This is a genomic window from Microbacterium terregens, assembly GCF_039534975.1.
Classification (GTDB): Bacteria; Actinomycetota; Actinomycetes; order Actinomycetales; family Microbacteriaceae; genus Microbacterium; species Microbacterium terregens.
This window is the reverse complement of record NZ_BAAAWH010000001.1, coordinates 3,206,221-3,227,160: the sequence shown is the minus strand read 5'-3', so window position 1 is coordinate 3,227,160 and position 20,940 is coordinate 3,206,221. Positions and strand designations below refer to the sequence as shown.

General features: G+C 71.2%; 18 protein-coding genes. 11 read left to right on the top strand and 7 right to left on the bottom strand.

Annotated features, from left to right (window positions below; all coding sequences use genetic code 11):
* Positions 1 to 446: 446 nt before the first annotated feature.
* Together ABD655_RS15065 and ABD655_RS15060 are read right to left on the bottom strand one after the other, a co-directional pair.
* Positions 447 to 2,426: a YhgE/Pip domain-containing protein gene (locus ABD655_RS15065; protein ID WP_344715158.1), complete on the bottom strand. Its 1,980-nt coding sequence runs from the start codon at positions 2,424 to 2,426 to the stop codon at positions 447 to 449.
* Complete coding sequence (locus tag ABD655_RS15060; RefSeq protein ID WP_344715156.1) at positions 2,423 to 5,236, bottom strand: MMPL family transporter; 2,814 nt, start codon at positions 5,234 to 5,236, stop codon at positions 2,423 to 2,425. Before ABD655_RS15060 ends, ABD655_RS15065 begins: the two co-directional genes overlap by 4 nt.
* A 149-nt stretch (positions 5,237 to 5,385) precedes the next feature.
* Here ABD655_RS15060 and ABD655_RS15055 point away from each other — a divergent pair, with 149 nt between their 5' ends.
* Positions 5,386 to 6,030: a TetR/AcrR family transcriptional regulator gene (locus ABD655_RS15055; RefSeq protein ID WP_344715155.1), complete on the top strand. Its 645-nt coding sequence runs from the start codon at positions 5,386 to 5,388 to the stop codon at positions 6,028 to 6,030.
* 14 nt (positions 6,031 to 6,044) lie between these two features.
* On the opposite strand, the gene ABD655_RS15050 is transcribed toward ABD655_RS15055, so the two are convergent.
* A complete protein-coding gene (locus ABD655_RS15050; RefSeq protein ID WP_344715153.1) occupies positions 6,045 to 7,067 on the bottom strand; it encodes an o-succinylbenzoate synthase in 1,023 nt (340 codons plus the stop codon).
* Between the two features lie 249 nt (positions 7,068 to 7,316).
* On the opposite strand from ABD655_RS15050, the gene ABD655_RS15045 reads away from it, so the two are divergent.
* The 6 genes from ABD655_RS15045 (at position 7,317) to ABD655_RS15020 (ending at position 12,801) form a co-directional block, all read left to right on the top strand.
* Positions 7,317 to 7,652, top strand: a complete 336-nt coding sequence (locus tag ABD655_RS15045; RefSeq protein WP_344715151.1) for a PadR family transcriptional regulator — start codon at positions 7,317 to 7,319, stop codon at positions 7,650 to 7,652.
* A 1-nt stretch (position 7,653) separates the two neighbouring features.
* Positions 7,654 to 8,622 (top strand): permease prefix domain 1-containing protein, encoded by a 969-nt coding sequence (locus ABD655_RS15040; RefSeq protein ID WP_344715150.1) that lies wholly within the window; start codon positions 7,654 to 7,656, stop codon positions 8,620 to 8,622.
* Between the two features lie 155 nt (positions 8,623 to 8,777).
* Entirely contained in the window at positions 8,778 to 9,581 is an 804-nt protein-coding gene (locus ABD655_RS15035) for an LLM class F420-dependent oxidoreductase (RefSeq protein ID WP_344715149.1), read from the top strand.
* Positions 9,578 to 10,597 carry a 1,4-dihydroxy-2-naphthoyl-CoA synthase gene (locus ABD655_RS15030; protein ID WP_344715148.1) on the top strand — a complete coding sequence of 340 codons (1,020 nt, stop codon included), beginning with the start codon at positions 9,578 to 9,580 and terminating at the stop codon, positions 10,595 to 10,597. The genes ABD655_RS15035 and ABD655_RS15030 overlap by 4 nt, the downstream gene beginning before the upstream one ends.
* A gap of 7 nt (positions 10,598 to 10,604) precedes the next feature.
* Entirely contained in the window at positions 10,605 to 11,759 is a 1,155-nt protein-coding gene (locus ABD655_RS15025) for an AMP-binding protein (RefSeq protein ID WP_344715147.1), read from the top strand.
* 61 nt (positions 11,760 to 11,820) lie between these two features.
* Positions 11,821 to 12,801, top strand: a complete 981-nt coding sequence (locus ABD655_RS15020) for a 1,4-dihydroxy-2-naphthoate polyprenyltransferase (RefSeq protein ID WP_344715146.1) — start codon at positions 11,821 to 11,823, stop codon at positions 12,799 to 12,801.
* Here the strand turns inward: ABD655_RS15020 and ABD655_RS15015 are convergent.
* Positions 12,757 to 13,074: a DUF4229 domain-containing protein gene (locus ABD655_RS15015; RefSeq protein WP_344715145.1), complete on the bottom strand. Its 318-nt coding sequence runs from the start codon at positions 13,072 to 13,074 to the stop codon at positions 12,757 to 12,759. The genes ABD655_RS15020 and ABD655_RS15015 overlap by 45 nt on opposite strands.
* Positions 13,075 to 13,178: 104 nt before the next feature.
* Here ABD655_RS15015 and ABD655_RS15010 point away from each other — a divergent pair, with 104 nt between their 5' ends.
* The 4 genes from ABD655_RS15010 (at position 13,179) to ABD655_RS14995 (ending at position 18,329) form a co-directional block, all read left to right on the top strand.
* On the top strand, positions 13,179 to 13,667 hold the full coding sequence (locus ABD655_RS15010; RefSeq protein WP_344715144.1) for a PLDc N-terminal domain-containing protein: 489 nt from the start codon (positions 13,179 to 13,181) through the stop codon (positions 13,665 to 13,667).
* Positions 13,668 to 13,762: 95 nt separating this feature from the next.
* Entirely contained in the window at positions 13,763 to 15,541 is a 1,779-nt protein-coding gene (gene menD, locus ABD655_RS15005; protein WP_344715884.1) for a 2-succinyl-5-enolpyruvyl-6-hydroxy-3-cyclohexene-1-carboxylic-acid synthase, read from the top strand.
* Between the two features lie 25 nt (positions 15,542 to 15,566).
* Positions 15,567 to 16,430, top strand: coding sequence for a PPK2 family polyphosphate kinase (locus ABD655_RS15000; RefSeq protein ID WP_344715142.1), 864 nt, complete (start codon positions 15,567 to 15,569; stop codon positions 16,428 to 16,430).
* Positions 16,431 to 16,655: 225 nt separating this feature from the next.
* Positions 16,656 to 18,329, top strand: a complete 1,674-nt coding sequence (locus tag ABD655_RS14995) for a DUF885 domain-containing protein (RefSeq protein WP_344715140.1) — start codon at positions 16,656 to 16,658, stop codon at positions 18,327 to 18,329.
* 18 nt (positions 18,330 to 18,347) lie between these two features.
* On the opposite strand, the gene ABD655_RS14990 is transcribed toward ABD655_RS14995, so the two are convergent.
* Genes ABD655_RS14990 through ABD655_RS14980 form a run of 3 tightly spaced genes read right to left on the bottom strand, consistent with a single transcriptional unit; the run spans position 18,348 to position 20,934 of the window.
* Complete coding sequence (locus ABD655_RS14990; RefSeq protein ID WP_344715138.1) at positions 18,348 to 19,364, bottom strand: LLM class flavin-dependent oxidoreductase; 1,017 nt, start codon at positions 19,362 to 19,364, stop codon at positions 18,348 to 18,350.
* Positions 19,361 to 19,702 (bottom strand): TIGR04076 family protein, encoded by a 342-nt coding sequence (locus ABD655_RS14985; protein ID WP_344715136.1) that lies wholly within the window; start codon positions 19,700 to 19,702, stop codon positions 19,361 to 19,363. Before ABD655_RS14985 ends, ABD655_RS14990 begins: the two co-directional genes overlap by 4 nt.
* Positions 19,699 to 20,934: an amidohydrolase family protein gene (locus tag ABD655_RS14980; protein WP_344715134.1), complete on the bottom strand. Its 1,236-nt coding sequence runs from the start codon at positions 20,932 to 20,934 to the stop codon at positions 19,699 to 19,701. Before ABD655_RS14980 ends, ABD655_RS14985 begins: the two co-directional genes overlap by 4 nt.
* Between the last annotated feature and the right edge of the window lie 6 nt (positions 20,935 to 20,940).

Sequence of the window (20,940 nt, the reverse complement as noted above, 5' to 3'; positions counted from 1 at the left end):
CGCGCGGTCGTTGGTGTGGCGTGCTGAGTCGCGCGGTCGTTCGTCCCGGTTGCCGCGGTCTCGGCATCCCTCGCCCGTCGCTCTCAGAGCTCGCCTGTCGCAACACGCCCGCGCGGGTCGCAGCTTGCGACAGGGGAGCCCCCGCGGTGAAGGTCTGGGTGAGTGGCGCGGGGTTCGGCCTATCGGTTGGCCTGTCGCAATGTGCCGGTGTGGGTCGCAGGTTGTGACAGTGGAGCCCCCAGGGTCCGGGAAAGGGGAGCCCCCGGGGTAGGGCGCGGGGTGAGCGGCGCGGGGTGCGGCCCATCGGTTCGCCTGTCGCAATGTGCCGGTGCGGGTTGCAGGTTGTGACAGGGGAGCCCCAACCCCCGGAACAGGGAGCCCGCACGACAGGGAACTCCCCCAACCCCCGGGCCGGGGTCAACGGGAGCCCCGGAGGCTCGGGGCCGCTACGCGGGGGCGGGGGATGCCGCGAGCAGGTCTCGCGCGTTCGCCACGCGTCGCCGCGCCACGGCGAGGGTCGTCGCGATGAACGCGAGCAGTGACCAGATCAGAAGCCCCGCGATGCCGGCGCCGAGGCCCGCGGCATCCGTCAATGCGGCCAGCATCCCGTTGTACGCCGGGGCGGTCGGCAGCAGTGCTGCGGTATCCGCCAGTACGCCCGGCACCGTCGAGACCACTCCGGTCGCGACCGCCAGCACGCCGACGAGGGCGGCCAGCCACCGCCCTGCGCCACCGAACACGGCGACCAGAGCCTGGTTGACCGCGGCGAAGGCGATGCCGGCGATCACGCAGAGCGCGGCGAACATCGACCACTGTCCCCAGTCATACGACGCCGCCAGTTGCACGACGCCCGCGACGAGGAGTCCCTGCACGGCACCGAGCACCGCGGCCGGCGCGAGCCCGCGCAGCGCGAGCAGGCCGGACGGCGACCGCGAGGTGAGAGCGCGTCGCGATGCCGCCTGCAGGGCCACGAACGTGCCGAGGCCGCCGAACCAGAGCGCGAGTGTCGACAGCAGAGGCACCGCCGACGCGCCGAACAGCGACGAGCCGACGCCATCGGTCGTCACTGGATCCGAGACGACCGTCGCGAGGCTGGTCGCATCCGCGTCGGTGTACGAGGGAACGGCGGCGGATGCCTGATCCAGGCCATCCGCGAGGGTCGCCGTCCCGCTGGCCAGCTGGGCGACGCCATCCGCGAGCGAGGTCGCTCCCGTCCCTGCCTCGTCGATGCCTCCCGCGAGCTGCGTCGCACCCGAGCTCAGTTGCCGTGCCCCCGCAGCCGACTGGTCGGTGCCGCCCGCGAGCTGCTCGAGCCCGCCCGAGAGCGCGCCGACGTTGGACCCGATCGTGCGGAACTGCGACGCGAACTGCGCGCTGGCCGCGGTGTCGAACTGTCCCAGCGCGTACGACGTTCCACCGGCGGCCTGCGCGGCGCCGCCCGCGGTCTGCGCCGCCGCGGTCGCATCGGCCGCCGCGGTCGCAAGGCTCTCGCAGAACGCGGTGTCCGTGCTGACGGTCGCGCATTGCGCGGCAAGCGCGCCGACCGAGGCGGCGACGCCGCCCGCGAGGTTCGCTGCGCCCGAGGTGGCGCCCGCCGACTGGGCGGCCAGGTCGCTGAGCTGCTGCGGGACGATGCCGTCGGCTTCGATCGTCGCCGCGCCGGAGTTCACCCCGTCGGCGAGCTGCGTCGCGCCGGATGACGCCGAGCGGATGCCGCCGGCGATCGTGTCGAGTCCGGCCCCCAGCTCGTTCGCGCCGGATGCGAGGGCGGACGCGCCGCTGCTCAGCTGCGCCGTGCCGCCCGCGAGGGCGGTGGCGCCGGACGCCGCCTGGGTGGCTCCGTCCGCGAGCTGGGTGGCCCCGTCGGCCGCTTCGCCGAGCTGGTCGCCGAGAGTCGTGAAGCCGAGGAACACGTTCTCGAGGTACACCTGCGACAGCTGCTGGCCCATGATGGATGCCGCGGCCGAGGTCACCTGGGCAGTGATGGCGTCGTCGACGACCTTGGAGTCGGGGGGCGTGGCCACCTCGATGGTGGCCTGCTCGGGGGTGCCGCCGGGAGCGGTGGAGGTCGCGGCCGCCGAGAAGTTCTGCGGGATCGTCACCACCGCCTGGTACGTGCCGTCGGCGAGGCCCGCGGCCGCGTCCTCGGAGTTGGAGATCGACCAGTCGAGGTTGCTGGCGATCTCGTCGGAACCCTCGACCAGGCCCGCGGTCAGCTGGCGCCCGAGCGGGATGTACTGGTCATCGATCGTGACGGGCTCGTCCTCGTTCACGATCGCGGCGCTCATGCTGTCGAGCCGCTCAGCCGGGTTGTACAGGGCGGCGACGAGGATGCCGCCGATCAGCACCGGCAGCAGCAGGACGCCGACGAGCGTCAGCCAGGTGATCGGGCGGCGCGAACGCGCCCGTTCGATGTGGAGGGTCATGCGTGCACCTCTGTCGTGGGAACGGCCGTCGGCCGCGGGGGGATCGAATCGAGGGAGCTCGCCGGGTGAGCCCGCGTGGTCACCGTGACGTCGAGGACCGGCGCGTCCGGCCAGCCCGCGTCCGCGAGCAGCGCGCGAGCGGCGTCGGGGTGGGCGCACGCGACGACAAGGCTCATTCCCGGGGTGGCGGATGCGGCATCCCTCAGCGCTGCGGCGGCCTGATCGTGCACGGCAGCCGGAGTCAGGGCGTCGAGGCCGTCGATCACCAGGATGCGGGGTGCGCCGGCGAGGGCGCGGCGCAGGTCGCGCACCGGCTGCGCGGAGCCGTCCAGCAGCGCGACGGCGACGTGTGCCCGCACCCACGCCTCGCGGCCGGGCAGCAGGTGCCCGCCGACGCGGGCGCGTCCTACGAGCGGGGCGCGGCCCGCCAGGGCGAGCAGCAGCGCACGAGGTCCGCGCGCGTCCTTCGCGGTCACGATCAGGGCGCCGCCCTTCTCGACGCGAAGTCCGACGCCGTCGACGAGGTGGACATCGCCGGCACTCACGGACAGGTCGGCCGCGACGACCGCCGCCGTAGAGCCCGGTTCGGGCCAGTCGGTGAGCGCGAGTTCGCGCTGGACGGCCTCGCCCTCGATGTCGAAGTGGGGAACGACCCGGTCCAGCCACTTCGGCAGCCACCACGCGCGATCCCCGAGCAGCGCCATCACGGCAGGGGTGAGCGTCATGCGGACCAGGAACGCGTCGATGACGATGCCGACGGCCAGACCGAGTGCGATCGGCTTGAGCGAGGCATCTCCCTCGGGCACGAAGGCGACGAAGACGGCGAACATGATCAGCGCCGCCGCGGTGACGACGCGCGCGGAGGAGGTGAAGCCGGACTTCACCGCGCCGAGCGCGATCGCGCGCGATTCAGCGCGTGTCGCACCGGTGCGGCGGGCGTGCACGTAGTCCTCGCGCATGCGCGAGACCAGGAACACCTCGTAGTCCATGGCGAGGCCGAAGAGCACACCCATCAGCACGATCGGCATGAAGCTGATGATCGGACCGGTCCGCGTCACGTGCAGGAGGTCGGCGAGCCAGCCCAACTCGAACACCGCCGCGACGACGCCGAACGCGGCCGCGACGGACAGGAGGTAGCCGAGGGCGGCCTTGATCGGCACGGCGATCGAGCGGAACACGATCGTCAGGAGCACGAGCGAGAGACCGACGACGAAGATGCCGAAAGGCAGGAGGGCGGCGCCCAGCTGATCGGAGATGTCGATCGCGACCGCCGTGAACCCGGTGACCGTGACGTCGATGCCGAAATCGTCCAGCCAGCGGTCGTGCTGGTCGCGGAGCTCCCGCACGAGTTCCGCCGTGGCGGGGTCATCGGGCGCGGTCGTGGGGACCAGCTGCACGATGCCGGTGTCCGCGGTCTCGTTGGGCGTCGCGAGGGCGACCGTCTCGACGCCGGGCAGGCTCTCCACGTCGTCGGCGAGGTCGCTCATCAGACCCACCGGATCGGTGGAGGTCACGATCGTCCCGGTGAGGATGATCGGCCCGTTGAAGCCGGGTCCGAACTCCTCGGCCACCAGGTCGTAGCTCTGGCGGGCTTCGTTGTCCTGCGGCAGCATTCCGGCGTTGGGCAGGGCGAGGGCCAGGCTTGCCGCGGGGATCGCCATGATCCCGAGGGTGAGTACGACGGAGACGGTCGTCACGACCGGATGCTTCGTGATGAGTCCGACCCACCGCTCGGCGAATCCGCGCCGAGGAGTGGTCTGGGCCTTCTTCTTGCGCGGGCGCTTCGGCCAGCCCGCGACGCGGCCCTTCAGGAACCCCAGCATCGCGGGGGTGAGGGTGAGCGCCACGAGAACGGCGATCGCGACGGCGGCGGCGGCGGCGATGCCCATCGTCGTCAGGAACGGGATGCCGGCGAACGACAGTCCGATCAGCGCGATGAGCACGGTGACGCCGGCGAAGACGACGGCGGAGCCGGCCGTCCCCGTCGCCCGCGCGGCGGACTCCTCGGGGTCCATCCCGTCACGCACCTGATCCTGATGTCGGGCGACGATGAACAGGGCGTAGTCGATCCCGACGGCGAGCCCGAGCATGAGTGCCAGCAGCGGGGTGGTGGAGGAGATGCTCGCGAACGCCGTGGAGAGGAAGATCAGCGCGATCGAGAGCCCGACGCCGATGATCGCCGTCAGCAGGGGCAGGCCTGCGACGACGAACGAACGGAAGGTCACGATCAGCACGAGAAGGGCGATCAGCAGGCCGACGGCTTCGGTGATCGTCACGCCCGGCACGGAGATCGCGAACAGGTCCCCGCCGAGCTCGACGACGGAACCGGTGGGAAGCGCTTCGCGCAGTTCGGCCGCGGCATCCTGAAGGGCGGTCTTCGTGGCCGGAGGCACGTCCGTCGACTGGCCGTCGAACTGCATGCGCACGATCGCCGCGTCGCCGCCCTTGGACACCTGTCCGTTGACAATCTCGCTGAACGGGTCGGTGACGGCGAGGATACCGTCGAGGTCCTCGAGGTCGGCGATGCTGTCCGCGATCGCCGAATCGTACGGGCTCTGCCCGATCGGCGCGTCATCGGCCGTCACCACGATCATCTGGGCACTGGTGCCGCTGGCCTGGGGGAACGTGCGCGCCAGCTGTTCGATGCCGGCCTGCGACTCGGTGCCGGGGATGGAGAAGGAGTTGTCGGTGCCTTGACCGAGTGTCACCGCCCCGGCGCCCGCGATGCCGAGCAGCAGCAGCCAGGCGACCAGCACCCGCCACGAGTGCCGGTACGACCAACGGCCGAGGGCGTAGAGAAGAGTGGACACAGCGCCTCCGGGCTACCAGGTTTCAGACAGGTTGGATACAGTGCTGTATCGGATACATGAGTGTATCGTAGGTCGCGTTGTGGCCCTCAACCTGAGTGCTGCGTGTGTATTTCGAACACGGTCGAGAAGCGACCACCTGAGGAGGACTGATGACCGACGCCGTCGTCGTGACGTCACGCCGCCGCGAGGCCACCGTTCAGAAGCTCCTGGACGCGGCGGCCCAGGTGTTCGCCGAAGAGGGATTGGACGCGGCATCCGTCGAGGCGATCTGCGACCGTGCCGGCTTCACGCGCGGTGCGTTCTACTCGAACTTCGAGTCGAAGGACGAGTTGTTCCTCGAGCTCGCCGGCCGCGTGGCCCGGGCTCGTGTCGACGGCGTGCGGGAGCGCGTGGCCCAGCTCGAGCGCGGGGGACAGCTGCACGACGTCGCGACCGACGCGCTGTCGCTGGTCCAGCAGGTGCTCGACGTCTCGGGGGACGACCGCCTCGCGATCCTGCTCATGAGCGAGATCCGCATCCACGCCCTGCGCGACCCGCAGCTCGGCGCGGCCTATCTCGCGCAGGACGCGCAGATGCGCGCGAGCGTCGCTCAGATTATCAGCGACATCGCTCAGGCCAAGACGCTGAGGTTCCGCGTGCCCGCCGATGAGGTCGCCCGGCTGATGCTCACGGTGTGGGAGAGCGAGTCCGTGCGCGCAACGATGGCCGGGCTGGACTACGCGGCGGTGTGCCGTCGCACGAGCGAGGAGATCGCCCGCGTGGCGCAGCTGGTCATCGAGCCGCCTCCCGCCTGAGCGGGAGCGCCGCCTCAGGCGTGCGCACGAGCGCTCGCGCGCACGAGTTCGGAATGGCACCGCGCGATGCGCGCACGCCACCACTCCTGGCGATCCTCGGATGCCGTGTATCGGTCCATCAGTGCGGCATCGGCAGCCACCCGACCCGCGGGCAGCACTCCGTTGTGGGGCACGAGAGCGGGGGAGGCGGCATCCGCCGTCAGCAGTGCGGCCGTTCCCAGCCCGCAGTCGTAGTCCAGCTGGGGGAGGGCGGCGGCCAGCGCGACCCCCATCGCCAGCCCGACCGAGGTCTCCAGGGCGCTGGAGACGACGGCGGGCAGACCCGACTCGGCCACGATCTCGAGCGCGCGGCGGACCCCGCCGAGCGGCTGCGCCTTGACCACGATGATGTCGGCTGCCCCGGCACGGGCGACCGCGAGCGGGTCGGCGGCCTTGCGGACGCTCTCGTCCGCCGCGATCGGGATGCCGAGATACTTCACGCGACGCCGCAGCTCGGCGAGCTCGTCGATGGTGGCGCACGGCTGCTCGACGTACTCGAGGTCGAACTCGGCCAGCGCGTGGATGGCGTGTTCGGCTTCGTCCAGGTTCCAGGCGCCATTGGCGTCGACGCGGATGCGGCCCTCCGGACCCATCGCCTCGCGGACCGCGCGCACCCGGGCCACGTCGTCCGCCAGCCGTTGTCCGGCTTCGGCGACCTTGACCTTCGCGGTGCGGCATCCGTCGTAACGCGCGAGCACGTCGGCAACGGCTGCCGCCTCCACCGCCGGCACGGTGGCGTTGACGGGGATCAGGTCGCGGTGAGCAGTCGGCAGGGGCGTCCATCCGAAGTCGATGGCACCGGCGAGCCAGACCGAGGCCTCGGCGTCTTCGTACTCGAGGAAGGGGGAGAACTCCGTCCATCCCTCGGGTCCTTGCAGGAGGGCCGCCTCGCGGACCTCGATCCCGCGGAACCGCGTGACAAGGGGGAGGGCGACCACCCGCACCGAGTCCAGCAGATCGGCGAGGGAGGGGAAGGATGCTGCGGCGTCGTTGCTCACGCCTCCATCATGGTCCCTCAGGCCCGGCAGGTCGTCGACTGAACCCCAGGCGGGGGAAGCCCGTTGCGTGCACATCGTCGCTGATCCGGCCGTGCACGGCGCGGCGGCCGGCTGCATCTCGACGGTCGGTGCCCGCGGCATGGCGCGATGAGCGACGTTGTGCACGGTCGGACTCCGCGGGGCGAGGAAGCAACGCACACTGCGATGTGTGCTTGACGATAGTGTGTGAAACACAGTAACGTGTGAGCCATGAGCGAGACGGAAGCACTCGACACCCACCTGCAGGAGCTGAGGCGGGGTACAGCGGTCCTCGCCTGCCTGCGGCTGCTGAAGAGCCCGGGCTACGGCTACGGGCTGCTCGAGGAACTCAGCGCACGGGGATTCGAGACCGACGCCAACACGCTCTACCCGCTGCTGCGCCGTCTGGAGAAGCAGGGACATCTCACGAGCGAGTGGAACACCGACGAGGCCCGGCCGCGCAAGTTCTACCGCACCAGCCCCGCGGGGTCACGACTGGCCGCCGCTCTCACCGATGACTTCCATGCGATCGCCGCGGCGATCGATGCACTTCCTCAGGAGGATTGACATGACCGCTACGACTCTCACCGAACGCTATGTCGCCGCCGCGATGCGCACGGTGCCCGAGAAGCAGCGCGCCGACCTGCGCGCCGAGCTGCGCGCGTCCATCGAGGATCAGGTCGACGCCCGCGTGGGCGACGGCGAGCCGCAGGGCGCCGCCGAGATCGCCGTGCTCACCGAACTCGGCGATCCCGACAAGCTGGCCGCGGGCTACACCGATCGGTCGCTGTACCTCATCGGTCCCCGCCACTACCTCGACTGGTGGCGGCTGCTCAAGCTGCTGCTGGCGATCGTGCTCCCGGTCGCCGCGGTGGGCGTGGCGCTCGGCCAGATCCTGAGCGGCGCCGGCGTCGGCGAGGTCATCGGCAGTGTCATCGCGACGCTCATCTCGGTGGCGGTCAACCTCGCCTTCTGGACCACCCTGGTCTTCGTGATCGTCGAGCGCACGGGTGCGGACTCCGGCAAGGAGTTCACCGTGTGGACCGTAGACCAGCTGCCCGAGCCCGGGCCGCGCGGCGTCGGCTTCGGCGACATGCTCGCCACGCTCGTGTTCCTGGCCATCGCCGCGGGGGCGATCATCTGGGACCTCACGATCGGCTTCGTTCCTCCGTCGGTCACGGCAACCGACGCCCCGCTGTCCTTCCTCAACCCGGGCCTGTGGCCGTGGTGGATCGCCGGGCTCTTCGTCCTGATGGGGTTGGAGGCCGCACTCGCCGTCGTGGTCTACCTCGTCGGGCGGTGGACCCCGCCGTTCGCGATCGTGAACGCGGTGCTCGCGCTCGCCGTCGCGATCCCGGCGCTGGTGCTCCTCGCTCAGGGACAGCTGCTGAACCCGGACTACTTCCCGACTCTCGTGCCCGACGACGGCGCGACCGTCACCGCGATCGTCAGCGTGGTCACCGGTTTCATCTTCGCGGGCGTCGCGCTGTGGGACATCGTCGACGTGACGATCAAGACCGTGCGCGCTCGCCGCTGACACGGTGACGGATGCCGGGGCCGGGGTCTTCCCGGTCCCGGCATCGCTGCGCGATCCGCCCGCGCGTAGTGCCCATGGCGCGCCGCCGGTCCGTCGCCTCGTCGTGCCGACCACCATGACGGTCCGCGGCATCCGCACGGCAATAGGCTGGGTGGATGCTCACCGATACCCCCGTACGGCTGGGCGTCCAGATCCAGCCGCAGCACGTCACCTACTCCGAAATGCGTGATGCCGTTCGCAGGCTCGAAGACATGGGCGTCGACATCCTGTTCAATTGGGACCACTTCTTCCCGCTCACCGGCGACCCCGACGGCAGTCATTTCGAGTCGTGGACCATGCTCGGCGCGTGGGCCGAGCAGACCGAGCGAGTCGAGTTCGGTGCGCTCGTGAACTGCAACAGCTACCGCAACCCCGACCTGCAGGCCGACATGGCTCGCACGATCGACCACATGAGCGCAAAGGGCGGCGAGGGCCGGTTCATCCTGGGCACCGGCGCGGGGTGGTTCCAGAAGGACTACGACGAGTACGGCTACGAGTTCGGCACGCCGGGCACCCGGCTGGACGACCTCGCTGAGGGACTGGCCCGCATCCACGCTCGCTGGGATGCCCTCAAGCCGCCGCCGACCCGCAAGATCCCGGTGATGATCGGCGGCAAGGGCGAGCAGAAGACGCTTCGACTCGTGGCGCGGTACGCCGACTACTGGCACAGCTTCGTTCACCCGGAGGAATTGCCGCACAAGCTCTCCGTCATCGAGAAGTGGGCCCAGCGCGAAGGGCGCGACACCTCCACGCTCATCCTGTCCAACGAACTGGCGCGACGCACGGAGGAAGGGGCAGACCAGCTCTTCGACGGCGGCGTCCGCCTCTTCACCCTCGCCTTCCGCGGCCCGGACTACGACTACGACCTCGTGCGCTCCTGGCTGGCGTGGCGGGACGCCAAGAACGGCGGCCGCCCATGATCGTGTCCGAGCTGTTCGATCCCGCCGCGTGGGTCGACGCCCCCGGCTCCGACTCGTACACCGACGTCACCGCGCACGTATCGCCCGACGGTCGTATCGCCCGCATCGCGTTCAACCGCCCCGAGGTGCGCAACGCCTTCCGGCCGCACACGGTCGACGAGCTGCATCGGGCGCTCGACATCGCGCGACAGGATCCGCGCATCGGCGTCGTACTGCTCACCGGCAACGGCCCGAGCGCGAAGGACGGTGGCTGGGCCTTCTGCTCCGGCGGAGACCAGCGCATCCGCGGTCGTGACGGCTACCAGTACGCGGATGCCGGAGGTGAGGCCGCCGGGGCTCCACCCCAGACCCCCGGCTCGCCGGCGCACGCGCCTACCGGGGCTCCGCCCCAGACCCCCGGCTCGCTGGCGCACGCGCCTACCGGGGCTCCGCCCCAGACCCCCGGCTCGCTGGCGCACGCCACCGGCCGCCTGCACATCCTCGAGGTGCAGCGGCTGATCCGCTTCATGCCGAAGGTCGTGGTCGCGGTCGTCCCGGGCTGGGCGGCCGGCGGCGGCCACTCGCTGCACGTGGTCTGCGACCTCACGATCGCCAGCGCCGAGCACGGCCGGTTCAAGCAGACCGATGCGGACGTCGGCTCCTTCGATGCGGGCTACGGCTCGGCGTACTTCGCCCGCCAGATCGGCCAGAAGTTCGCGCGTGAAGTGTTCTTCCTCGCGGAGGAGTACTCGGCGCAGCGCGCGTACGAGATGGGCGCCGTCAACCGCGTGGTTGCGCACGCCGAACTCGAGCGCGAGGCGATCGCCATGGCGCGCACGATCCTGACGAAATCGCCCACCGCCATCCGCATGCTGAAGTTCGCCTTCAACGCGGTCGATGACGGTATGGTCGGGCAGCAGGTGTTCGCGGGCGAGGCCACGCGCCTCGCCTACGGCACCGACGAGGCCGTCGAAGGCCGCGACTCGTTCCTCGAGAAGCGCGACCCCGACTGGTCGCCGTACCCCTGGCATTTCTGAGGAAGCAATGAGGCTCGAACCCGTCCTCGGCGACGACCCGCGCGAGATCCTGCGCGCGCTGCGGGGTGCCCTCCACGGGGCCGGTCCCGCGCTCGGGCTCGGAATGCTGAGCGGCCTGCCGACGGAGGTGCGCGCCGGCACCGCCGTGGTGGTGACGACCTCGGGGTCCACGGGCATTCCCAAGAGTGTCGTGCTCAGCCGCGACGCCCTCACCGCCAGTGCGCTGGCGACCGCCGATCGTGTCGGCGACGGCGCGTGGCTGCTCGCCCTGCCGGCGAGCTACGTCGCAGGGCTCCAAGTGCTCGTCCGCTCGATCGTCGCCGACCGCGAGCCGGCGTGGCTCACCGGCGCGTTCACGCCGCAAGCGTTCACCGCTGCGGCGCTCATGATGGTCTCGACCGACCGCGGCGAACGTGTCCGCACGTACACCTCGCTCGTGCCCGCACAGCTGACCACGCTGCTGGATGCGGGTCGGAACGACGACACGGTACTGGCTGGGCTGCGTTCCTTCGAACAGATCCTGGTGGGCGGTCAGGCGATCGCGCCGGCGACGCTCGAACGGGCTCAGGATGCCGGTGTGCGAGTGGTCCGCACCTATGGCTCGACCGAAACCAGTGGGGGATGCGTGTACGACGGCCGCCCCCTGCGCGGCGTCTCGCTGCGAATCGTCGACGGCGAGGTGCAGATCGCGGGCCCGACCCTGGCCGAGGGCTACCTCGGGGAACCGACGGCGACGGATGCCGCGTTCCCCCGCGATGCGGACGGCACCCGCTGGTACCGCACCGGGGACGCGGGCATCTTCGAGGACGACCTCCTGCGCGTGCGCGGCCGGATCGACAACGTGATCGTATCGGGAGGGATCAACGTGTCCCTCGACCGGGTCGAACGCGTGGTGCAGTCGATCGCCGGACTCGAGTCGGCCGTCGTGGTCGGGGTCGCCGACGCGCGATGGGGCGAAGCCTCCGTCGTCGTGGTGCCGCGTGGTGAAGCGCTCCGGCGAAGCGAGTCGGTTCAGCTGGAGGAGGCCCGTGCCGCGGTCGCCGAGGACGTGGGCCCGCATGCGCGACCCACGCGCCTCGTGCTCGTGGACGAGATCGCCACGCTGCCGAGCGGCAAGCCGGACCGCGAAGCGATCCGCGGGGCCGTCGCCGCGCTGCACTGAGCCGCGCGCGACTGCTCAGGCGGCCGCGGACGGCGCTGCTCAGCCCGTAGGATGGCACCTCGTGACAGGCACCCCCAGTAAGAAGCGCAAGCGTCCCGGTCCTCGCAAGCAACCGCACCGCGGCAACCCGCAGCGGGTGCACGAGGCGCGCGACCCGCGGCACGTCGAGAAGGCGACCGTCGGGGACTGGATCGGTGGAGCGCGCCTGCGCACGCTGCCGCTGGCGATCACCCCGGTCCTGATCGGGACCGGAGCCGCGATCCTCGTGGACGGGCTGTTCCACTGGGTCATCGCGCTGCTGTGCCTCGTGGTGTCGGTGAGCCTGCAGATCGCCGTCAACTTCGCCAACGACTACAGCGACGGCATCCGCGGCACGGATGAGCACCGGGTCGGTCCCGCTCGCCTGACAGCATCCCGCAAGGCATCGCCGCGAGCGGTCCTCATCGCCGCGCTGATCTTCTTCGCGATCGCCGCGGTGGCCGGGCTCGCGCTGGTGATCCGCAGTCAGCAGTGGTGGCTGCTGCTGGTCGGGGCGGTATGTCTCGTCGCCGCGTGGTTCTACACCGGCGGAAAGCGCCCCTACGGGTACTACGGCCTCGGCGAGCTGTTCGTGTTCGTGTTCTTCGGGCTCGTCGCCACTGCCGGAACGACATTCGTGCAGGTGCTCACGGTGCCGCAGGAGGCGTGGTTCGGCGCGGTCGGCGCGGGCCTTCTGGCGTGCGCGGTCCTGCTCGCCAACAATCTCCGCGACATCGACCAGGACCGCGCCGCCAAGAAGCGCACGCTCACCGTGCTGATCGGCCGTCGCTGGACCCGTGCGCTGTTCACGCTCTTCGTCCTGGCGCCGTTCGTCATCGCCGGCTTCCTGGCCCTGTTCTACCCGATCGCGTGGCTCACGCTGCTCGCGCTCCTGGCAGCGCTGCCGGCGATCCTGATCGTCTGGACCTACCGTGTGCCACGGGAGCTCGTGGTGGCGCTCACGCTGGTGTCGTTGACCTCAGTCGCCTACGGTGCGTTCCTGCTGTGGGCCTTCGTCGGCTGAGGCCTGCGGAGCGCCCTCCGCGAGCGCGTCCTCGACGTCTTCGTCCGTGGTCGTGGCCTTCGCGTTCGCGCGGCGCTGCGCCAGTTCGGTCGTCACCTCGGTGAGCGGGCGTCGCAGGAACAGCAGCGACAGGCTCAGTCCGATGAGTGCGGCGAAGATCGCGGCAAGCCAGTAGAGCTCGCGGAAGATCGGGAAGATCATCAGGATGCCGAACGGCACGAGGAATGCGAGCAGCCTCAGCGCCGTATAGACGAGGGCGGAGCGGGCGTTCATCCGTCCATCCTAAGTCGACCCCGTTGAGCGCATTCCCAGGTGGGAGGAGTCTCGGTCCGGTCACAGGCGGACCGCGGAGCCCCGTGCGCGCCTAGGATGGAGGGGTGCCGAGAGTCCTGCTTATTCTGGCGCTGGTGGCCACGGCGTTCTGGGTTTACACCATCGTCGACTGCAGTGTGCAGCCTGCCACCCGGCATCGCGGTGTGAGCAAGCCGATCTGGATCCTCATCGTCGTTCTGATGCCCGTCCTGGGTGGCCTTCTCTGGCTGACCGTCGGACGCGTCCGCCGCTCCACCGTGGCGGCCCGGCGCGCTCCCGATGACGACCCCGAGTTCCTCGAGAAGATCGGCACGCTGAGCGATCAGGACGAGCGCATCCGCCGCCTCGAAGAAGAGCTCGCGCTGCTCGACGCCGAAGACGACGACCCCCGTTGGGCCACACCCGGCGGCGCGGCCACCGCCGGCAGCCCCGCGACACCGGCGACCGGAGCCCCCGCGTCGGGCGCACCCGCTCCCGACGCACCCAAGCGCGGGACGGATCGCCCCACGGACGGCGACGAAGACACACGCGGCCAGCGCGGCGCCGTCGGCTAGTGGTGGACGACCGGGGAGCCGCGTTCGGCGCGCTCGGGGACGACCCCGCTTCGGTCCCGGCCATCGACGATGACCGGCCCTTCCCCTCTCCGGCGATGGATGCCGCAGCGGCACTGCTGGGTGCGCTCGTGGATCTCGGCATCCGCCATATCGTGCTGAGCCCGGGCTCGCGCTCGCAGGCGCTCGCTCTCGTCGCGGCCGAGCTGGAGCGACGTGGCGCGGTGCGTCTGCACGTGCGCATCGATGAGCGGGTCGCCGGGTTCACCGCGCTCGGCATCGGGCGCGAGACGCGCATGCCGGCGGTGGTGATCTGCACGTCGGGAACCGCGGCGGCCAACCTGGTGCCGGCCGCCCTCGAAGCCCACCACGCCGGAGTGCCGCTGCTCCTCCTCACCGCGGACCGACCCCCGGAGCTGCGTGGCGTCGGTGCGAACCAGACGACACGGCAGCTGGGGCTGTTCTCGCCGAATGCTCGCCTCGAGGCCGATCTTCCGGTGCCGGAGGAGACCGATCCCAAAGGGGACGGCGAGCAGAGCCTCATGCTGCGCCAGGTCGCCGCGGATGCGGTCGAGGCGGCGCTGGGTGCCGGGACGCGGGCGCCTGGTCCGGTGCACCTGAACGTCCCGTTCCGCGAGCCGCTGGGCGGGGACGCGCCCCGCTGGCTGGGCGCCCCCACGGCCGAGCTGACGACGAACGCGGAGGCGGACCCGGATGCCGCTCCGGTCGTCGACGAGCCGCTTGAGGACGAAGCATCCGGCGCCCTCTATCAAGGTGGCGGGGGCATCGGCGAGGCGGATCAGCCGGCGGAGCCCGATCACCTTCCGCACGTGCTCGAGCGCGGGCCGCGCACGGTCGTGCTCGCCGGGGCTGACGCGGGGCCGGGTGCGGAAGCCCTCGCCCACGCCGGCGGCTGGCCGCTCATCGCCGAGATCGTCAGCGGGGCGCGGTATGGCCGCAACCTCGTGCACGGCTACCGCCGGCTGCTGTCCGATCCGCAGCTCGGCGGGCGCGTCGAGCGGGTCGTCGTGCTCGGACACCCCACGCTCAGCCGCGAGAGCGCCGTGCTGCTGTCGGATCCGGATGTCGCGGTGCTCGCCGTGCGCGGACCCGGCGAGCCGCTCAACCTCAACGGCGTGACGACCGCCGTCGATGCGGTCGCGGTCGCATCCGGCGAGCCGGACCGACAGTGGCTGGGCGAGTGGCTTCAGGCTTCGCGCGAAGCATCCGTCGATCTGAGTCCGCCCGCACCGGACGCCGAGGGGCTGTCCTCGGCCGTTCCGGCGGAGCGTCTCGAAGCGATCAAGGCGGAACTGGCCGCCGTGCGTGCACCGCTCGATCGGGCCGCGGTCGTCGACGCGGTCTGGCGGGCGACCTGGCCGCACGACCGGCTGGTCTTCGGCTCGTCCCGGCTCGTCCGCGTCGCCGACGATCTTCTCGGGGGCAAGAAGGTTCCGGTCCACGCCAACCGGGGCCTGGCCGGCATCGACGGAACGGTCGCCACCGCGACCGGCATCGCGATCGGCTCCCAGGCCGGCGGCCGACCCGGCGTCACGCGCGTGCTGCTCGGCGACCTGGCGCTGCTTCACGACGTCGGCGCGCTGCTGCTGCCGCCCGTCGAGGACGAGCCGCGCATCCAGGTCGTCGTGGGCAACGACGGCGGTGGCACGATCTTCGACGACCTCGAAGTAGCGGCGGTCGCCTCTGCGGAGGCGATGGATCGCGTCCTGTACACGCCCCACACCACCCGGTTCGAGCATCTCGCCCTCGCTTACGGCTGGGAGTATCAGCACGTGACGACGCGGGCAGCACTCGACCAGGCGCTCACTTCGCCGGTCGGCGGACGCCAGCTGATCGAGGTTCCCCTGTCGCGCTGAGCACGCGGTCGGCCATGATGGGCCCGTGACGCAGAACAGCGAGAAGCACTGGTCCGAAGAGATCTCCGCGCTGTTGCGCGCACGCGAGGGCTTCGCGCTCGCGGATGTCGACCCGGACTCGACCCCCGGGTACGGAGGCGACAAGGACACCGCCGCGGAGGACCTCGCGGCGGGCGCCGGCGATCTGGACGAACTGCAGGAGCGCCTCTACGCGCAGAGCCGCGGAGATGGCCCCGCGGCATCCGTTCTGCTCCTTCTGCAGGCCATGGACACCGCGGGCAAGGGCGGTGTCATCCGCCACGTGGTCGGATCGGTCGACCCGCAGGGGGTCATGCTCACGGCCTTCAAGAAGCCGACCGCCGAAGAGCTCGCGCATGACTTCCTGTGGCGCGTCGAGCGGCGCGCGCCGCAGCCGGGATTCATCGGCGTGTTCGACCGCTCGCAATACGAGGACGTCCTGATCGGCAAGGTCCGGTCGCTGGCGTCCGCAGACGAGATCGAGCGTCGCTACGGCGCGATCAACGACTTCGAAAAGCGTGTGACGGATGCCGGAACACGCATCGTCAAGGTCATGCTGCACATCTCGCCCGATGAGCAGCGCGAACGGCTGATGGAACGCCTCGACCGCCCCGACAAGCACTGGAAGTACAACCCGGGGGACATCGACGAGCGTGTCCGGTGGCCGCAGTACATGGACGCGTATCAGACGGTGTTCGAGCGCACCTCGACCGAGAACGCGCCCTGGTTCGTGGTTCCCGCGAACCGCAAATGGTACGCGCGCCTGGCGGTGCAGCATCTCCTGCTGGGCGCGCTGCGCGAGATCGACCCGCAGTGGCCGGCGGCGACCTTCGATGTCGCGGTCGAGAAGGCGCGGCTCGCGGCGACCTGAATCGGGCCGGTCCCGCGCTCGCCGCTCGCCGCTTGCCGCTCGCCGCCGCCGCTTGCCGCCGCCGCCGCCGGCCGACTCATCCCGTGTTCACTTGCCCTGTTTGTACGCGAACACGTGGATTCGGCGTACAAACAGGGCAAGTGAACACGGGATGACCCGGGCCACCTCCACCGGGCCGGGGTCCGGGCGGGAGCCGGGGCCGGGACGCGTGCGTAGGCTGGGTCGGTGAACCCCGCCGCTGACCCCGTCCACCGCATCGCCGACGCCTATGTCGCGGAGCTCGCGCTCCACGAGCCGGATGCCGCCCAGGCCGCGGGACTCCCGTCGCCCGGCCCTCTCGCCGACATCGGCCCCGGGTGGCTCCAGCGGAGGTACGCACTGCAGGGTGAGGTGCTCGCTGCCCTCCACGCGCTGCCCGCCGGCGCCGGTGACCCCACGCTCCGCGCGGCGCTCGCCGAACGGCTCGAACGCGAACGACTCCTCTTCGACACCGGCTTCACACCGCGGCTCGTGGCCGGGCTCGCGAGCCCGGTGCACCTCATCCGCTACGCGATCGAGGGGCTGAGGGTCACGCCGGATGCCGCGGGCGACGAGCTCGTCGCCCGTCTCGAGGCCGTGCCGCACGGCGTCGCCCAATACATCGACACGCTCCGCTGGGCGCGCGACAACGCCGAGCGGTTCTCGGGCACGGGCGTCGCCCCGGTCCGCCAGCTCGATACGCTCGCCGGGCAGGTAGAGCTGTGGGTGAGTGCCGACTGGTTCGGCTCGGTCCCGATCGACGAGGCGGTGGATGCCGCGACCCGCGCCCGTGTCCGCACTGCGGCGGACCGGGCCGGTGCCGCGCTCACGCAGCTGGTCTCCGTGCTCCGCGACGAGCTGCGCCCGATCGCGCCCACGACGGACGGCGTCGGCGCCGCCGTGTACGCCGACCTCGCCGCGTCGATGCTCGGGGCGCGCATCGACCTCGCCGAGACGTACGCGTACGGATGGGCGGAGCTGGAGCGGCTCACCGCCGAGGCGCGCGCGCTCGCCGCACAGCTGGGCGGGAGCGGTCCGGATCCGGTGCGCGCGGCGGCGGAGATCCTCGACGCCGATCCCGGCTACCGGCTCGAGGGCGTGGACGCGATCCGAGCGTGGCTGGAGCGCCGCGTCGACGAGACCATCGTCGCTCTCGCGCCCGCCTTCGACCTGCCCAGCGGCATCCGGAATGTCGACTGCGTCGTCGCGGAGGCCTCCGCCGGCGTCGTCTACTACACGCCCGCACCGCCGGATGGGTCGGTCCCGAGCCGGATCGTGTGGACGATTCCGAGCGGGGTGCCCGTCGCGGCGACCTGGCAGGAGGTGACGAGCGTGCACCACGAGGGGCTGCCCGGGCACCACCTCCAGTTCGTCGTCACCGCCTCGTATCCCGACCTGCACCCGTGGCAGCGACACCTGTGTCACATCCACGGCTACGCCGAGGGCTGGGCGCACTACGCCGAGCAGCTCGCCGACGAGCTCGGGCTCATCCGCGACCCCGCGGAACGGCTGGGGCTGCTGCTCGGTCAGATCTGGCGTTCCGTGCGCATCGTGGCCGACATCGGCCTGCACACCGGGTGGGCGATTCCTTCGAACGGGCTCGTCCCCGAGACGGATTGGTCGCCCGAACGGGCCCAGCGGATGCTGATCGACTTCGCGCTCATGGAGCCGCACCTGGCCGGTTTCGAGGTCGACCGCTATCTCGGCTGGCCCGGGCAGGCGCTCGCCTTCAAGGTCGGGGCGCGGCTGTGGCATGACGCTCGTGCCGGCAAAGCGGCCGCGGAGGGCGACGCGTTCTCGCTGCGCACGTTCCACCGCGATGCGCTCGCGCTCGGCCCGATGGGGCTGGAGCCGCTGCGCGCGCGGCTGCTCGACGGCTGATCCCGCCCGGAGGGGGCCTCAGCGTTCCAGCTGCGGAAGCACTTCGCGACCGAGCAGCGTGATGCCCTCGGCCGAGTCGATCCCATGCGGGGTGCCGAACTCGATGCGGTCGACGCCCGCATCGATGAGCCGCCACGCCTGCGCGGCGACGTCGTCCGGGGTGCCCGAGAATGCGAACAGCTCCAGCACGTCCCTCGGCACGAGCCGGCCGGCGCCGTCATCGTCGCCTTCGGCGAGGCGGGCACGGATGCCGGGGAGCAGGTCGTCCGGCAGCTCCACGGTCGGATCCAGCGCGGCGATCACGTCGAGGTACATCGCCACCTGACGCCGCGCGTGACGCCGAGCGGCATCGCCGTCGCGATCGACGACGGTGACGGCCCCGAGCACGATGCCGACAGCATCCGTCGGCCGGTTCGCGCGCGCCGACCCGCGCCGCACCCTCTGCCGCACCACGTCGATCATCGCCGGATTGGCGCTGCCGCCCACCTTGATCTCGTCGGCGATCTCTCCCGCGAGCGCCATGCCGCGCGGACCCCACGAGCCCAGGAGGATCGGCGCCCGGGTGCGCAGCACGGGGTACCGCAGCCGCACGCCCGGTTCGACACGGAAGACCGTGCCGTCGTACCCGGCGCCGTCCCCGCTCAGCAGCGCCTGGATGACCCCGACGGAGTCGCGCAGAGCCGGGATCGGCGTGCGGGCTTCGACACCGATCGCTTCGAGCCACGATCCCTTCGCCAGTCCGAGGTAGGCGCGACCGGCGGACGCGGCATCCACCGCGGCGAACTGGCCCGCGATCTCGTAGGGGTGCAGCGTGAACGGGTTCCAGCAGGCGCAGCCGATCCGGATGCGCGTCGTGGCCCCTGCCATCTCCAGCAACGCCGCGATCGGCGGTTGATAGAGCAGGTCGGAGAAGACGCTGACGCCGTCGAACCCGGCATCCTCGGCGAGGATCGCGAGCGCCGCGTACGCGCCGGGTGCCTTGTCGGTCTGCAGCCCGAGCGAGACCTGGACGGGGCGAGAGGAACCGGCGGTCACGTCAGCTCGTCGGTGGCGATGGAGCGGATGCCGGTGCGCACGATGCGCATGATCAGGCGCTCGTCGGGGTCGGGGCAGGCGACCAGGTCGTCGCGCTCCAGCCAGTCGCCCTGCGGCAGCTGTCGTTGCTTCGCCGGCAGCAGCGGCATCACGGCCTGGAGCGCGTACATGCAGAAGTGCCCGCCCTCCGGCAGGCGGAGCCGGCTGCTCTGAACGAGGTCGATGCGGTCGCCCACCTTCATGCCGCACACCGATCGACCCTCTATGCGCTCGACCACCACGCTCAGGTCGTAGAGCTCCGTGCGCGGATGCTCGTCGGGATTCCGCCGCTCACTCATCGCATCCGCCCCTCGTCGTCGCGGACCACGACCCCGCCCTTCATCACGAAGTCGATCCCACGCAGGGCGCTCGCGGACACGGTCGGGTCCTCCGGCATCGCGATGAGATCCGCGAACCTGCCGGGTGCGAGCGTGCCGATCGCGCCCGAAGCGTCGAGCCATCCGGCCGGTCCCGCGGTTGCTGCGCGGATCACATCGGGTGCGGACAGGCCGCCGGCCTGCATGTGCTCCATCTCGCGCACCACGGCGCTGGTCCCCTCGAAGTCCCAGAACGGCGGCATGTCGCTGCCCAGCAGCACCTCGACGCCGGCCTCCAGCGCATACCGGTAGGACTGCAGGTGCCGCGGCCCGGCGTTCAGCGAGCGCTCCTGCATCCACGGCGGCACACCGAGGTCGTCGAAGAACGCCCCGGCGCGGGTGACCACGAGCGTCGGGACGAGGGCCGCCCCGCGCTCGGCCATCAGTCTCGCGACCTCGGGTGTGAGTTCGTAGCCGTGCTCCACGCAGTCCAGGCCCAGCTCGACGGCTTCGGCGATGATGGCCGCCGGTCCGGCGTGCGCCGTGACCTTGCGGCCCCAGGCGTGCGCCGTCGTGATCGCGGCCGCCATCTCTTCGCGGGTGAGTTGCGGGGTCGTGATCTGCTCGTGCTCGCCGGCGATGCCTCCGGAGATCATGATCTTGATCAGATCCGCACCCTGCTTGACCTGGCTGCGGACGCCGCGCGTGAACGCATCCGGCCCGTCGCATTCGAGGGTGTCGTCGGTGTCGTGCCCGTGGCCGCCGGTGCAGCAGAGACTTCGGCCGGCGGTGTAGATGCGTGGGCCGGGCACGTGGCCCTGCTCGATCGCGCGGCGCAGTGCGAAGTCCGCGCCGTCCTTCTCTGCGACGCAGCGCACCGTGGTCACGCCGGAGAGGAGTGTGCGGCGTGCGCCGTCGGCCATGTACAGGGCGAGGTCGTGCTCGGACAGTGCGCTGACCGCATCGCCGCCGGCGCCGGGCAGCGAGAGCGAGAAGTGCGTGTGCATGTTGATCAGGCCCGGCATCACGAACGCGCCACCAAGATCGATCGTCGACGCGGGTGCCTCATTCGCCGGCAGGATCGCCGCGATCAGGCCGTCGCGGACGACGATCGCCAGATCGGCCCGTGGCACGAGATCGATGCCGTCGACCAGCCGCAGACCGGTGAGCACCGCGTCGCCGTGCGTCGACAGGGGAGCCACGGGGCCGCTCATGGGTGT

Coding starts and splice junctions, on each gene's coding strand:
- ABD655_RS15065 (WP_344715158.1), bottom strand. CDS start 2,426: ATGACCCTCCACATCGAACGGGCGCGTTCGCGCCGCCCGATCACCTGG.
- ABD655_RS15055 (WP_344715155.1), top strand. CDS start 5,386: ATGACCGACGCCGTCGTCGTGACGTCACGCCGCCGCGAGGCCACCGTT.
- ABD655_RS15045 (WP_344715151.1), top strand. CDS start 7,317: ATGAGCGAGACGGAAGCACTCGACACCCACCTGCAGGAGCTGAGGCGG.
- ABD655_RS15040 (WP_344715150.1), top strand. CDS start 7,654: ATGACCGCTACGACTCTCACCGAACGCTATGTCGCCGCCGCGATGCGC.
- ABD655_RS15035 (WP_344715149.1), top strand. CDS start 8,778: ATGCTCACCGATACCCCCGTACGGCTGGGCGTCCAGATCCAGCCGCAG.
- ABD655_RS15030 (WP_344715148.1), top strand. CDS start 9,578: ATGATCGTGTCCGAGCTGTTCGATCCCGCCGCGTGGGTCGACGCCCCC.
- ABD655_RS15025 (WP_344715147.1), top strand. CDS start 10,605: ATGAGGCTCGAACCCGTCCTCGGCGACGACCCGCGCGAGATCCTGCGC.
- ABD655_RS15015 (WP_344715145.1), bottom strand. CDS start 13,074: ATGAACGCCCGCTCCGCCCTCGTCTATACGGCGCTGAGGCTGCTCGCA.
- menD (WP_344715884.1), top strand. CDS start 13,763: ATGGATGCCGCAGCGGCACTGCTGGGTGCGCTCGTGGATCTCGGCATC.
- ABD655_RS14985 (WP_344715136.1), bottom strand. CDS start 19,702: ATGAGTGAGCGGCGGAATCCCGACGAGCATCCGCGCACGGAGCTCTAC.
- ABD655_RS14980 (WP_344715134.1), bottom strand. CDS start 20,934: ATGAGCGGCCCCGTGGCTCCCCTGTCGACGCACGGCGACGCGGTGCTC.